The 12,842-nt window shown below is 65.9% G+C and carries 14 protein-coding genes and 1 tRNA gene; 8 read left to right on the top strand and 7 right to left on the bottom strand.

Features of this window, described 5'->3' with window-relative positions; genetic code table 11:
* Positions 1–21 precede the first annotated feature (21 nt).
* A complete protein-coding gene (locus LQ144_RS05075) occupies positions 22–300 on the top strand; it encodes an antibiotic biosynthesis monooxygenase (RefSeq protein WP_230117480.1) in 279 nt (92 codons plus the stop codon).
* Between the two features lie 91 nt (positions 301–391).
* Here the strand turns inward: LQ144_RS05075 and LQ144_RS05070 are convergent, their stop codons facing one another.
* The gene (locus tag LQ144_RS05070) at positions 392–829 is read right to left on the bottom strand and encodes a thioredoxin family protein (RefSeq protein WP_230117479.1); all 438 of its coding nucleotides are present in this window, start codon (positions 827–829) and stop codon (positions 392–394) included.
* 111 nt (positions 830–940) lie between these two features.
* Positions 941–1,486, bottom strand: a complete 546-nt coding sequence (locus LQ144_RS05065) for an acyl-CoA thioesterase (protein ID WP_230117478.1) — start codon at positions 1,484–1,486, stop codon at positions 941–943.
* A 321-nt stretch (positions 1,487–1,807) separates the two neighbouring features.
* Here LQ144_RS05065 and LQ144_RS05060 point away from each other — a divergent pair, with 321 nt between their 5' ends.
* Positions 1,808–2,680: a peptidoglycan-binding protein gene (locus LQ144_RS05060; protein ID WP_230117477.1), complete on the top strand. Its 873-nt coding sequence runs from the start codon at positions 1,808–1,810 to the stop codon at positions 2,678–2,680.
* Positions 2,681–2,858: 178 nt separating this feature from the next.
* On the opposite strand, the gene LQ144_RS05055 is transcribed toward LQ144_RS05060, so the two are convergent.
* From LQ144_RS05055 to LQ144_RS05045, 3 genes are all read right to left on the bottom strand, one after another.
* Positions 2,859–3,878, bottom strand: coding sequence for a hypothetical protein (locus LQ144_RS05055; protein WP_230117476.1), 1,020 nt, complete (start codon positions 3,876–3,878; stop codon positions 2,859–2,861).
* Positions 3,879–4,306: 428 nt separating this feature from the next.
* Positions 4,307–4,388, bottom strand: a tRNA-Tyr gene (locus LQ144_RS05050).
* Between the two features lie 116 nt (positions 4,389–4,504).
* On the bottom strand, positions 4,505–4,759 hold the full coding sequence (locus tag LQ144_RS05045) for a hypothetical protein (RefSeq protein ID WP_230117475.1): 255 nt from the start codon (positions 4,757–4,759) through the stop codon (positions 4,505–4,507).
* Positions 4,760–5,002: 243 nt separating this feature from the next.
* Between LQ144_RS05045 and LQ144_RS05040 the strand changes: the two genes are divergently transcribed.
* The 4 genes from LQ144_RS05040 to LQ144_RS05025 all read left to right on the top strand — a co-directional run bounded on the left by LQ144_RS05040 (position 5,003) and on the right by LQ144_RS05025 (position 8,448).
* Positions 5,003–5,494, top strand: coding sequence for a YajQ family cyclic di-GMP-binding protein (locus LQ144_RS05040; RefSeq protein WP_230117474.1), 492 nt, complete (start codon positions 5,003–5,005; stop codon positions 5,492–5,494).
* A gap of 253 nt (positions 5,495–5,747) precedes the next feature.
* Positions 5,748–6,698, top strand: coding sequence for an iron uptake system protein EfeO (gene efeO, locus LQ144_RS05035; RefSeq protein WP_230117473.1), 951 nt, complete (start codon positions 5,748–5,750; stop codon positions 6,696–6,698).
* Positions 6,695–7,963 (top strand): iron uptake transporter deferrochelatase/peroxidase subunit, encoded by a 1,269-nt coding sequence (efeB, locus tag LQ144_RS05030; protein ID WP_230117472.1) that lies wholly within the window; start codon positions 6,695–6,697, stop codon positions 7,961–7,963. The genes efeO and efeB overlap by 4 nt, the downstream gene beginning before the upstream one ends.
* Positions 7,960–8,448: a GNAT family N-acetyltransferase gene (locus LQ144_RS05025; RefSeq protein WP_230117471.1), complete on the top strand. Its 489-nt coding sequence runs from the start codon at positions 7,960–7,962 to the stop codon at positions 8,446–8,448. Before efeB ends, LQ144_RS05025 begins: the two co-directional genes overlap by 4 nt.
* A gap of 51 nt (positions 8,449–8,499) precedes the next feature.
* Here LQ144_RS05025 and htpX read toward each other — a convergent pair whose 3' ends face one another.
* The gene (gene htpX, locus LQ144_RS05020; RefSeq protein WP_230117470.1) at positions 8,500–9,369 is read right to left on the bottom strand and encodes a zinc metalloprotease HtpX; all 870 of its coding nucleotides are present in this window, start codon (positions 9,367–9,369) and stop codon (positions 8,500–8,502) included.
* Between the two features lie 75 nt (positions 9,370–9,444).
* On the bottom strand, positions 9,445–10,716 hold the full coding sequence (locus LQ144_RS05015) for an MFS transporter (RefSeq protein WP_230117469.1): 1,272 nt from the start codon (positions 10,714–10,716) through the stop codon (positions 9,445–9,447).
* Between the two features lie 76 nt (positions 10,717–10,792).
* On the opposite strand from LQ144_RS05015, the gene LQ144_RS05010 reads away from it, so the two are divergent.
* The gene (locus LQ144_RS05010; RefSeq protein WP_230117468.1) at positions 10,793–11,260 is read left to right on the top strand and encodes a Fur family transcriptional regulator; all 468 of its coding nucleotides are present in this window, start codon (positions 10,793–10,795) and stop codon (positions 11,258–11,260) included.
* A 25-nt stretch (positions 11,261–11,285) separates the two neighbouring features.
* Positions 11,286–12,785, top strand: a complete 1,500-nt coding sequence (locus LQ144_RS05005; RefSeq protein WP_230117467.1) for a catalase — start codon at positions 11,286–11,288, stop codon at positions 12,783–12,785.
* The last annotated feature ends 57 nt before the right edge of the window (positions 12,786–12,842 follow it).

Below are 12,842 nucleotides of genomic sequence, written 5' to 3'. Positions count from 1 at the left end.
GCGGCCGGTATTGTGAAATCCATGAGTGCACCCATCGACCTGCAGGCAACGTTCATCCCCAACGACGGCGAATTCTTCCGCGTGAAGCTCGCCCTGGAAATCGCCATTGACGAGGTAGTCAGCGAGCCCGGCTGCATCCAGTACGAGCTCACCGAAGTCAGCGAGGAGAAGCTGGTCCTGACCGAGCAGTGGGCCTCGGAAGAAGACCTCCACAAGCATTCCAAGGGGACCGCGGTCCAGGACCTCAACGAATCCCTCAGCGCCCTGCTGGCCGAGCCTGTCCAGCTCGTGCGCCTCTAGTCCGTCCCTACAAGAACCGCGGGGTCACTCCGCACCCAAGGAACCGAGGTTGTGGGTGCGGAATGACCCCGCGTTGCAGTTAAAAGCCGAACTAGAAATCCGGGATCTGGGTGCCGTCCTGCGTGCCGGCGTTGTTGCCCGTGCTGTTGCCTGCGGACGCGGCGGCTTCGGCCTGCGAGCGCGCCACGTGGGCGTGGACTTCCTCCATGTCGAGGGCCTTGACGGCGTCGATCACCTGTTCAAGCTGCGGGGCGTTCAGCGCACCGGGCTGCGAGAAGACCAGGACCTTCTCGCGGAAAGCCATGAGCGTGGGGATGGACGTGATGCCGGCCTCCGCGGCCAGCTGCTGTTCTGCTTCGGTGTCCACCTTGGCGAAGACGACGTCGCTGTGCTTCTCCGAAACGGCGGAGTACGTGGGGGCGAACTGGCGGCACGGCCCGCACCAGGCGGCCCAGAAGTCCACCAGGACAATGTCATTGCCCTCGATGGTCGATGCGAACTGTTCACCTGTGATGTCAACGGTAGCCATGGTTCAACCGTACGCGAGGCCGGTCCCGATGTCCCTCCGCCGGGCGGCTTGTTCGCTCCCCGCGTCACCGGGAATATCTCCGCCCCGGCTCTTCGACGGCCTCTTGCGTGGTCAGACCCAGGCGTGCGGTGCCGGCCTGCGAGCCCCGGGCAGCGCGTTGGTTTCGCGCCAGTCATTGATCCACTTCGGAAGCTCCAGCCCGGCCGGGGGCTCGCCAAACTCGGCGAGAATTTCCTCCTGGCTCACGGGCCTTCCCGCGCTCACAAGACGCGTGGCGATATATGCCCGGGCATAGATCTCGCCATCCACGACCATGCGCTGTTCGAAATAAATCGCCTTGGCATCCAGTCCGATGATCCTGGACTCGACCGTGTAGCGCTGCCATAACCGCAGGGAGCGGCGGAACGCGATGGTCTCGCCCGCGGCCACGGGACTCCAGCCGCGCCGGCGCATCTTCGCCCACGTGCCGCTCCGAACCATCAGGTCGAAGCGGCCCAGGTCCATCAGCGAGAAGTACATCCCGTTGTTGACGTGCATGGCGATGTCGATGTCCGTCGGGAGCACGCGGAGCGGAAGCGAGGACTCCTCCCAGACGCTGATTGCAGAGCGTTTGGAGGAGCTGAACAGCAGCATCAGGGTGCGCAGTAGCAGGTGCATTACGTCTATGTTACTTGTGAGTAACAACTTTCGCAGTTCCCCGCCCGCAGGTTCCCCGCGCCCGCAGGCCCCCGGCGAGGCCTGCGGGATTCAAGTAGGGGTCGCGCGGAAAGACAGGTACTGCCCACGCGGGTGCCCCCGGCCCCGCGCTCCTACACTCAACACTGCTGGGCAGATGCGTTTGTGAGCGCGTCCCTCTCAATTTAATGGTCAAGCGTGAACAGGAAGCGATCCCGCCAGAGCGCCTCCCCTGTCTGCGTCTGACCGCCCAGCAAGCGGCCGCGAGATACTGCCGGCCGCGCAACGGTTCAGGGGTCAGCCATGAATCAGCAGGAAATCGCCAGCCAGCACCGTGCGGCGGTTCAACTATTTGATCTGCAGCCAGGCTCGCTGCACACCGGATTCGGCATCCGGGTCCTCGTGCTCGCCGGCGTGCTGCTGGTGAGCGCTACGGCCCCCATTTGGTCAGCGGCTCCCGCGCACGAGACTCCTGCTTCAGCGAGCCAACCCGTACCGGCCGCCCTCCAGGATGACGCGATGCCGTGGTCCGGCCGGCCGGGCTCAGTGTCAGACATGCCCGCTTCCGAACCCGCCGCCAGGCCGTCGCCGCGGGTGTCCGCCGCAGTTAGCCGCACGGTCCCAAAGAAGACATCCGCCTCCTCGATTGCTGCGAAGGCCCGGGTGACTGCGGCCCCGCACAGAACTGCCCCCGCCGCCAAGGTGCCGGTGCGTGCTCCGGCTCCGGCGCCTGCTCCCGTTCCGGCACGTGCCGCGGTGGCGGCACCCGCTCGGGTAACGGTACCCGTTCCCGCAGCGGCCCCGGCAAAACCCGCGCCTCCGCAGCCGGCACCGGCTCCGGTGCCGCTCGTCCGGACCATCTACGTTGCTGGCGCAGGTGGACAGGCCATGGTGGACCAATGCATCGGACCCATCCACTACACACCAGACGACGGGTACTCGCTTTTCATCACTGAACACGACTTCTGCGGCGGCTGGGCGCGTTTCTCCGGAATCCAGGTAGGCGAGAGAGTGGACGTTCCGGGCTACGGCACCTACACGGTGGCCGCCCGGGGCCAGGTTCCCAACGGCGGTACCACCAACGATGTTGCCGCCGTGTTTGGCGGGTTCCCCAGGGCGGTGCTGCAGACCTGCATTCCCGGTACCACCCAAATGCTCGTGATAGCCCTTAACTAGCAGCAGGGCGGCCCGGCCCACGATACCCGGCAGCCGCTACGCCATGCCCGTAAGTGGCTGCCCTCGGCCGAAAAATTGCTGGTTCCAGGAATGACCGGTCCCTTTAGGGCGGCCGTTCGCCGCGATGGGGACCGGTCGATGGGTCCGGAAACCCATGTCGTCCTGGTCGTTCAACTCCTCAGTAGCCGCCGGTGCCCGCAGCCGCCTCTTCGGCGCGGGGCGTCTTGGCGTAGTCGGTCTTGTTGACCTGGTATGCGTGCGCGTCGAGTTTCATTGCCCCCTGGTTGACTTCTTTCAGCTGGGCGTCTGTCAGCTGCTCGATCTTGACCAGTTCGAGGGTCTCCTGGTCTGCGCCGCCCACTGCCGTCACTTTCACCAGTCCGGTGCCCGCTGAATAGTATTTCCGCTGGTGCCCAACAGCCGGTTCCAGCGGGTTGTGTTCATCGATGACCAGCACGTCGTCGTAGCAGCCAGTGGGCACGCACACCCGATCGTTCTCCTTGAAGACGTTGCCGCAGTCCAGGAAGTCCACTGCCGGTGCATGGGCCTGAACATATTCCGGAGTGCCGGTCTTGGGCTCGCCCGGCATGGCGACGCCGGCCTGGGCTTCGGAGATGCTGTGAATGAACGTGCTGGGGGCGCCCGTGAACTTGCCGTTCTCGTACTCTTCCGGGTACTCCCCAAACAGCCAGACTGTCCCCGACTCCGTTTGGGCAAAGAAGGCCAGTTCGGATTCGACCAGCACGCCGTCAGCATAGTCCCGGTCCCACATCACCTGGGTCTTCACGCCGTCTATCGTCTTGGTCAGGCCGGTCACTTCGTGGACAACCTTCCGCTCCGCGGTGCCCTCCTCGGTCTTCACGGTGCCCGTCGTCGTGTACTGCGCGCCCGGCTTCAGCGGGAACCACTTGTTGTCGATCTTCGGCGACGCCTGGAACGCGCTGAGGTCAAAGTTGATGGCAGAGCCGGGCCCGCACAGCTCTGTGGCGTCCGCGCTGCCCGTCGGCGACGCTGCCGGCGAAGTCGTTTCGGTTGTTACTGACGGGGTCGCCGAAGCAGAGGCCGACTGCGACGACCCCGAAGTCGCAGCCGGGGCTGGCGCGGCATTGGGCGCGCCACACGACGCCACTGTGGACATCGCTATGAGCAGCGTGAAAGCGGAACCCAACGCTGCCGGTCGTCTTTTTGGCTTGAACATCTCTGTAGCCTTTCGCTGTTGGAATTACTGGATTCCAGCAGCTGCGCCCGGCCCGCCGCATTGGGCTCATCTGGAGGGCAGCGCTGGCGAAACCGCACCCAGTACGGATACGTGCAAAGTCTCCGTGGACGGGGCGCGGATTAGTGTCTCTCGGGACGACTCACCGAGGAACGACCAGAAGATGCATTCAGCCTCCTCTACCTGAGACCGTTGCCAAGTCCGGACAGGGTTAGCAAAAGCATGGCCCTATTTGGTCTATTTGAGAAGGGGTGCGGAGGCGGCATTTGAGCGGCAGCATGAACGGGTTGCCGCGGCACAGGCTGGACCCGGGTGGTGCCTCATTGGGTCACCAGGCTGTAGGGGCCCTCCAGGGACGAAAAACCCCGCCCGGCCTGCGTTTCGCAGGTCAGACGGGGTTTTCCCGTGGGTGGCAGATGAGGGATTCGAACCCCCGTAGGCGTTGCCAGCTGATTTACAGTCAGCCCCCTTTGGCCGCTCGGGTAATCTGCCGAACTTCAAAGAAGTTACCCGGGTTATTGCTTCCAGTAACCGCGGGCAAGACAACTTTACAGAACTTCTGCCGAAGAATCGAATCGAGCCGGAAACGGCCCAAAAAGCCCGGAAATTCAGGCTTCTCCGAGAATGCGCCCGGCGAGTTTCGCTTCAAACCGGACAGCTTGCTCCTCGGTGATCTGATGGAGCTGCACTGCCCGCTGGAGGTCCGCGTGCACGCCGTCCAGTCTCGATGATGCGTCCGCGGCGGGGCTAAGGATGATCGACGCGGCCACGGCCGCGGCGGTGACCGAGGTGGCTGCAGTCGCGATCACCCCGGCGGCGGCTGCGGTGGATCGGCTGACATAGCGGACTGCCTGGTGGGTCATTGCATTCCTTCCGGGGCGGCTTCCAACTCCTACAACTCTGCGCAGCCAACCTTCGTTCCACCAGTGCCTTCGCTATGAGAGAACTGTGAAAGGGGTTTCACCTTCACAACCGGCCCATCCGTACTACGCTGGACTGCAGATATCCACGCCAGGCCGGGCCGGCACAACTTTGCAATGGGCAGTCCATGCGCGGGCACAACCGGCGCCGGCCGGGCGAAAGCAACCACCATCAAGAGGAGAGTCATGGCAGGCGAGTCCACATTCGACGTCGTAAGCAAAGTAGACAAGCAGGAAGTGGCGAACGCCCTGAACCAGGCGCAGAAGGAGCTGGTGCAGCGATACGACTTCAAGGGCGTCGGGGCCGAGGTTGACTTCAGCGATGACAAGATCCTCATGAAGGCGAACTCTGAAGAGCGCGTCCTTGCCGTTCTGGACGTGCTGCAGTCCAAGCTGATCCGCCGCGGGATCTCGCTCAAGTCCCTGGACACGGGTGAGCCGTACGCTTCGGGCAAGGAATTCCGGCTGGAGGCTTCCATCAAGGAGGGTATCGCCCAGGATCTCGCCAAGAAGATCAACAAGCTGATCCGCGACGAGGCGCCCAAGTCCGTCAAGTCCCAGATCCAGGGCGACGAACTCCGCGTGACGTCCAAGTCCCGCGATGACCTTCAGGCCACCATGGCCCTGCTGAAGGACTTTGACGAGGCCGATCTCCAGTTCGTGAACTTCCGCAGCTAGCAAGCATCACCTCCGGCCCTTTCGGCTGGACCGCCGGGGCGGGCGCCCGCGTCACATCTGGCGCGGACACCCGGCCTCATGCGTATATCTGAGCCCACGGACGTTCAGCCTTACGAGCCCCCCCGTAATTAGGGCACGGAAATTTCGCTTAATTCTCAGCCGCGGGTAGTCTCCTGCTTAGGCCAGCCTTACTTAGGGTCAGTTGACCACGAGGCCGGTACCCACGCCCCCGCACCGAGACCCCGAGGACACCATGAACGCGCCCTACTTTGACCGGCAATCCCGCGCTCCGCGAGGCCCGGCCGCCCGCAGCATCACCTCCGCACTCGGACTGGTTGCCGGCGCAGTCCTCCTTCCCCTGGTCCTCACATCCTGCGCCGGCGCGGGAGTAGGCGCAGGAGCCCCCGCTTCACCCGCCGGCAGTCCTGCCGGGAATGTCTCCGGGGATGCCACCCTGCAGAAACTCAATGACACCGCCGCCGCCAAGTACTCCGCCTACGTCGAGGATCAGGTTGACCAGCTCGTGGCCGGCACCAAAGCGTTCGCCGCCGCCTTCGCGGACGGCAATGCCGCCACTGCCCGCAGCCTGTACGCCCCCACCCGCATGCACTGGGAACGGATTGAGCCGGTGGCCGAGGCCTTCGGCGATCTGGACCCCAAGCTGGATCTCCGGCAGGCGGACCTGGCGCCGGGCGAACAGTGGACCGGGTGGCACCGGGCGGAGAAGGACCTCTTCGCCCCTGCCGGCTACCAGCCGATGACGACGTCCGAGCGCGCAGTGCTGGCCAAGCAGCTCGTGGCGGACACGGAAGACCTCCGCCGGCGCACCCGAACGGTGACCCTCACCGCAGACAAACTGGGCAACGGCGCAAAGGAACTTCTCGACGAGGTGGCCACCGGCAAGGTCACCGGCGAAGAAGAGACCTGGTCCCACACGGACCTCTGGGACTTCCAGGCCAACGTGGACGGCGCACGGACCGCCTTCGAGATCCTTCGCCCCGCGCTCCAGCAGAACAACGCCGGGCTGGCGACTGAACTCGACTCCAAGTTCGCGGCACTCCAGACGGAGCTCAAGAAACACGCCAAGGGTGACGGCTTTGCCTACTACGGCGAGCTCACGCCCGTGCAGGTCCAGAAACTGGCGGCCTTGGTCGATGCGCTGGGCGAACCGCTTTCCCGGCTCACGTCGGCAGTGGTGCAGTGAGCCAGGTAAGTCGTCGCGGACTGCTGTCCCTCGCCGGGGCCGGCGGTGTGGGCGCTGCCGCCGGACTGGCCGCAGGATTCCTGGGGCACGACGCCGTCGCCGAGGCTGCGGGCCCGGCGAATGACACCGTCGCCTTTTACGGTGACCGCCAGTCGGGAATCACGACGCCGGCCCAGGACCGGCTGCACATGGCGGCTTTCGATGTCATCACCGAGGACCGGGCGGAGCTCATCCAGCTGCTGAAGGACTGGACGGAGGCTGCCGCTGCCTTGACGGCAGGGCGGGAAACCGGATCCACCGGCGCCGTGGGCGGGCCGGCGGACGCCCCGCCCGAGGATACCGGCGAAGCCCTGGGCCTGAATGCGGCCCGGCTGACCCTCACCTTCGGATTCGGCCCCACGCTCTTCGAAAAGGACGGAACCGGCAGGTTCGGGCTGGCGGGGCGCCGCCCCGAGGCCCTGATTGATCTCCCCCATTTTCCCGGGGACGGCCTGCAGGAGCAGCGGACCGGCGGCGACCTCGTGGTCCAGGCCTGCTCCGATGATCCCCAAGTGGCGGTCCACGCCATCCGCAACCTGGCCAGGATCGGATTCGGCAAGACCCGCGTGCGCTGGTCCCAGCTCGGCTTCGGCCGCACATCCTCTACGTCCCGGTCCCAGCAGACACCGCGCAACCTCTTCGGCTTCAAGGACGGCACCAGCAATGTGAAAGCCGAGGACGCCGGGCTCCTCGACGCACACGTCTGGGTCCCCGGCGGCGGCAAAGCCACCGAAGCCTGGATGGAAGGCGGCAGCTACCTTGTGGCCCGCCGAATCCGCATGCACATAGAGATCTGGGACCGCACCTCCCTTCGCGAGCAGGAGAGCCTGATCGGCAGGACCAAGGCCGAAGGTGCGCCGCTCTCCGGCGGCACCGAGTTCACTGCCCCGGACTTCGACGCGAAGGGCCCGGACCAGGAAACGCTGATCGCCAGGGACTCGCACGTCCGGGTGGCGCACCCGTCACACAACAACGGCGTGCGCATGCTGCGGCGCGGCTACAACTTCACGGACGGCTCCGACGGCCTGGGCCACCTGGATGCTGGCCTGTTCTTCATCGCGTTCGTGAAGGATCCGCGCACGCACTACGTGCCGATGCAGCTGGCCATGGCACGGCAGGACACCCTGTCCGTAGAATACCTGCAGCACACCGGCTCGGGCCTGTTCGCTGTTCCTCCCGGAGTGCGGCCCGGCGGATTCTTCGGCGAAGGGCTTTTTACGGCATGACAACCACCCAGGGCGCAAACACCGGCGTGGACTTCAGCGTGGCAGCTGAGCCATGGGACGCAGCGGATGGCACGCGGCTCCGCGCCATGCAGCGGGCCGAACTGGACGCCCGGTACGGATGCGACGACCATGAACCCGGCTCGGCACCCACCGCCGAGGACATCACCGTCTTCCTTGTCGCCCGCGACGGGCAGGGCGCGGCCGTGGCCTGCGGCGCGCTGCGGCAGCTGGACGCGGCCTCGGCGGAGATCAAGCGGATGTTCGTGCTGCCGGGCCACCGCGGGAGCGGAGTGGCTGCCGCGGTGCTGCGCAGCCTTGAATCCGAGGCGGCCCGCCTGGGGCTGCGCGAGCTCAAGCTCGAGACCGGGACAGCCCAGCCGGACGCCATCGGGTTCTACGAGCGCGAGGGCTACCGGCCGATCGACAACTTCGGGCCGTACGCCGGCGAGCCGCTGTCCGTGTGCTACGCGCGTTCGTTCGGGTAAGCCTGCATCCAGTACCTGCATCCCGCCCCGTTGAAGTACGACGGCGGGAGGTCAGTTGAGCGGCCGGCCCGCCATCCGCTCCAGCCTGGCGATGCGGTCCTGCATGGGCGGGTGGGTAGCGAACAGCTTGGTCATCGCCCCGCCGCGGAACGGATTGGCGATCATCAGGTGCGAGGTGTTGACCAGACGCTGGTCCTGCGGCAGCGGCGCTGCCTGAACCCCCTGATGGATCTTCCGCAGGGCTGAGGCCAGCGCGAGCGGGTCTCCGGTGAGCTGCGAGCCGTCCTCATCGGCGTCGTACTCCCTGGTGCGGGAGATGGCCACCTGGATCAGCGACGCCGCGAGCGGCGCGAGCAGCGCCATGGCAATGAGGGCCAGCGGGTTCGAGTTGCGGCGGTCGCCGCCGCCGAAGAACAGCAGCATCTGCCCCACCGAGGTGATGACACCGGCCACGGCGGCAGCCACGGACGAGGTCAGGATGTCACGGTTGTAGACGTGCATCAGCTCATGGCCCAGGACGCCGCGGAGCTCGCGGGGGCTCAGCAGCTGCACGATGCCTTCGGTCACGCAGACGGCCGCATTCCTGGGATTCCGCCCCGTTGCGAATGCGTTCGGCGCCATGGTGGGCGAGACGAAGATGCGCGGCATGGGCTGGCTGGCGCGCATGGAGAGGTCCCGGACCATTTGGTAGAGCTCCGGGGCCTGCGCTTCGGTCACGGGGTAGGCCTGCATTGAACGGAGCGCGATTTTGTCGCTGTTCCAGTAACCGTAGGCGGTGGTTGCGACGCCGATCAGCGCCATGATCAAAAGGGGCGCGGCACTGCGCATACTGGACCCGATCAGTGCGCCAAGCGCCAGCAGAACCGCCCACAGCACTCCGAAAAGCGCTGCCGTCTTCAGTCCGTTGTGGTGATTGTGCACTGTTGCCTCCACTGCTCGTGAGTCGGGGCCGGACTCCAGGTCTTGCCCACAGAGGTCTTGCTTGCGGCAAGGCCGCTACGGAACGGGATTCCGGGCGTCGTACGTCAGGAAGCCGGACTGACAGCGCGCCGCCGCCCAGGCCACCACGATGCACAGGACTCCGCCGATCAGCAGGACCCAGCCCTCACTTAGAATTTTAGTCCCGCCGCCGGCAAGCATGTCGCCCAGCCGGGGCCCTCCCGCAACCACCACAATGAAGACCCCCTGGAGACGTCCGCGCAGGTGGTCCGGGGTGGCCGACTGCAGGATGGTGGTGCGGAAAACCGCACTCACGGAGTCCGCAATGCCCGCGAGGGCGCAGCACAGCACGGCGGGCACCAGCCACAGCGTCACGCCGCCGGAGCCGGAGCGGCCGGCGAGAACCACCACCAGGCCGAAACCTCCGATGGAGGCACCCCAGCCCATGACCGACCAGACCACGGCCCTGCCCTGCCTCCGGATGTGGCCCAGCGGTCCGGAAAACAGCCCCGCCAGAAAGGCGCCGACGGCCGTGGACGCAAGGAGGATGCCCACCGTGGTTTCGCCGCCGCCGATCATGAGGGCCCCCACCGCGGGCAGCAGCGCCCTCGGCTGGGCAAGAATCATGGCAACGAGGTCGATGATGAATGTCATGCGCAGGTTGGGCCGGGTGCCCAGGAACCGGAATCCTTCCGCCACGGACCGCAGCCCCGCCCGGCCGGCCTCCTTGCCGGGCGGCATGGGCGGCAGCTTAAACAATGCCCAGAAAGCGAAAGCGAAGCTCACGAAGTCCAGACTATAGGTCCAGCCAAACCCTACGGACGCCACCAGCAGGCCGGCCAGCAGCGGCCCCGCCGTCATGCCCAGGCCGAACGTGATCATGCTCAGCGCATTCGCCGCCGGAAGGAGCTCCTTGCGCACCAGCACCGGAATGATGGCGCTGCGGGCCGGCTGGTTGATGGCCTGGGCCCCGCTCTGCACGGCCACCAGCAGATACAGCAGCCACACGTTTCCCAGCTCCAGCCAGGCCTGCAGAGCGAGTCCGCCCGTGGTGAGCCACAGCACCAAGGAGGAAAGCAGCGCCACGATGCGCCGGTCGTGCGAATCGGCAATGGATCCGCCCAGCAGTCCGCCGAGCACCAGCGGAACCAGGGCAAAGATGCTGAGCAGGCCCACGTAGAGGCTGTCCTGCGTCAGCCGGTAAACCTCCAGGCTGACGGCCACAAGGGTGAGCTGGCTGCCCACGTTCGAAATGGCCGAACCCAGCCACAGCCGCCGGAAGGCCGGACTTTCGCGCAGCGGAGTGATGTCAGCCAGAAGTTTTCCCACCCGGCAACTCTAGCCGCGGACGGGAGTTAGTCCCCCCTTATTGTGATCTAGTCAAAATAAGTGGTTGAATAGGGACATGACGGAGCAACCGGAAAGCCACGAAGCCTGGGCCGCGGCCCTGCGCGCCCACGGCCGCCGGGTGACCAAACAGCGGCTGGCGGTGCTGGCCGCCGTCGAACACCACCCGCATTCCCCGGCGGACAGCATTCTGGCGGCGGCACGCGAGGAACTTCCGGAGCTGACCGCCCAGTCCGTCTACGTGGTCCTCGGGGACCTCACCGACCTGCACATGCTCCGCCGTTTCGAACCGCCGCACTCCCCCGCGCTGTACGAGACGCGCGTGGGTGACAACCACCACCACGCCATCTGCATCAGCTGCGGCCGCGTGGAGGACGTTGACTGCGCGGTCGGCCACGCCCCGTGCCTCACCCCGCACTGGAACGAGAACTCCCATCCCATGACCATCCAGATCGCCGACGTCATGTACCAGGGCATCTGCGGGGACTGCCAGCAGGCCCAAAAACTTCCTTCTGAACGCAACTGACAAGTAATAAAGAAATAGGAGAAAGATGACTCAGAACATCTCTGCGCCCGCTGTGTCCACGACACAGTCCGGTGCTCCCGTCACGTCCGACGCCCACTCTCAGGCAACCGGCGCCGACGGCGCTATCATCCTGACCGACCACTACCTGGTCGAAAAGCTCGCACAGTTCAACCGCGAGCGCGTCCCGGAGCGCGTTGTGCATGCCAAGGGCGGCGGCGCATTCGGCAGCTTCAAGACCACCGAGGACATCTCCAAGTACACCAAGGCCGCTTTCCTGCAGCCAGGTGCGGAGACCGAAATGCTGATCCGGTTCTCCTCGGTCGCCGGTGAAAACGGCTCTCCCGACACCTGGCGCGACCCCCGCGGCTTCGCGGTCAAGTTCTACACCTCCGAGGGCAACTACGACCTCGTGGGCAACAACACCCCGGTGTTCTTCATCCGCGACGGCATCAAGTTCCCCGACTTCATCCACTCCCAGAAGCGCCTCCCCGGCACCCACCTGCGCGACGCCGACATGCAGTGGGACTTCTGGACCCTGTCCCCCGAGTCCGCCCACCAGGTCACCTGGCTCATGGGTGACCGCGGCCTGCCCGCCTCCTGGCGCGAAATGCAGGGCTACGGCTCGCACACCTACCAGTGGATCAACGCCGAGGGCGAGCGCTTCTGGGTCAAGTACCACTTCAAGTCCAACCAGGGCGTGAAGTCCATGACGGGCGACGACGCCGAGGCTCTCGCCGGCTCGGACGCGGACTTCTACATCCGCGACCTGCAGGAAAACATTGCCGCCGGCAACTTCCCGTCCTGGGACCTCCACGTCCAGGTCATGCCGTACGAGGATGCCAAGACCTACCGCTTCAACCCGTTCGACCTCACCAAGGTGTGGCCGCACGCTGACTACCCGCTGATCAAGGTGGGCACCATGGAGCTGAACCGGAACCCGGAGAACTACTTCGCGCAGATCGAGCAGGCCACCTTCGCGCCGTCGAACTTCGTGCCGGGCATCGCCGCTTCGCCGGACAAGATGCTGCAGGCGCGCATCTTCTCCTACGCGGACGCGCACCGCTACCGCGTGGGCACCAACCACGCCCAGATCCCGGTGAACCTGCCCAAGAACCAGGTCAACAACTACAGCCAGGACGGTGCCGGGCGCTACCACTTCAACGCCCCTTCCGTTCCGGTCTACGCCCCGAACTCCCTCGGCGGCCCGGCAGCCGTGGAACCGCAGAACCCGGCCGGCGGCTGGGAGAACGACGGCGCGCTGACGCTCGCCGCGCACTCCCTGCACGCTGAGGACGGCGACTTCGGCCAGGCCGGCACTCTGTACCGCGAGGTGTACAACGACGGCGAGAAGGCCCGTCTGCTGGAAACCATCACCGGTGCTGTGGGCGGCGTGAAGAGCCCGGGCATCAAGGAGCGCGCCATCCAGTACTGGACCAACGTGGACGCCGAGCTTGGCGCCAAGCTGCGCGCCAACCTGGGTGCAGCCCAGACCGAGTCGGACGCCGAAGCGGCCGCGAAGTTCTGACCCCAGCTTTACCGCCCTTACCGGGCACGCCCACCCCGTCACGGATTTCCGTGGCGG

Source organism: Arthrobacter sp. Bi83 (genome assembly GCF_918698095.1).
Classification (GTDB): Bacteria; Actinomycetota; Actinomycetes; order Actinomycetales; family Micrococcaceae; genus Arthrobacter.
The sequence above is the reverse complement of the archived record's forward strand: the minus strand, read 5'-3'. Positions and strand labels throughout refer to the sequence as shown.

Coding starts and splice junctions, on each gene's coding strand:
- LQ144_RS05005 (WP_230117467.1), top strand. CDS start 11,286: ATGACTCAGAACATCTCTGCGCCCGCTGTGTCCACGACACAGTCCGGT.
- LQ144_RS05025 (WP_230117471.1), top strand. CDS start 7,960: ATGACAACCACCCAGGGCGCAAACACCGGCGTGGACTTCAGCGTGGCA.
- LQ144_RS05075 (WP_230117480.1), top strand. CDS start 22: ATGAGTGCACCCATCGACCTGCAGGCAACGTTCATCCCCAACGACGGC.
- LQ144_RS05040 (WP_230117474.1), top strand. CDS start 5,003: ATGGCAGGCGAGTCCACATTCGACGTCGTAAGCAAAGTAGACAAGCAG.
- LQ144_RS05010 (WP_230117468.1), top strand. CDS start 10,793: ATGACGGAGCAACCGGAAAGCCACGAAGCCTGGGCCGCGGCCCTGCGC.
- efeO (WP_230117473.1), top strand. CDS start 5,748: ATGAACGCGCCCTACTTTGACCGGCAATCCCGCGCTCCGCGAGGCCCG.
- LQ144_RS05065 (WP_230117478.1), bottom strand. CDS start 1,486: ATGCACCTGCTACTGCGCACCCTGATGCTGCTGTTCAGCTCCTCCAAA.
- LQ144_RS05055 (WP_230117476.1), bottom strand. CDS start 3,878: ATGTTCAAGCCAAAAAGACGACCGGCAGCGTTGGGTTCCGCTTTCACG.
- LQ144_RS05045 (WP_230117475.1), bottom strand. CDS start 4,759: ATGACCCACCAGGCAGTCCGCTATGTCAGCCGATCCACCGCAGCCGCC.
- LQ144_RS05060 (WP_230117477.1), top strand. CDS start 1,808: ATGAATCAGCAGGAAATCGCCAGCCAGCACCGTGCGGCGGTTCAACTA.
- LQ144_RS05070 (WP_230117479.1), bottom strand. CDS start 829: ATGGCTACCGTTGACATCACAGGTGAACAGTTCGCATCGACCATCGAG.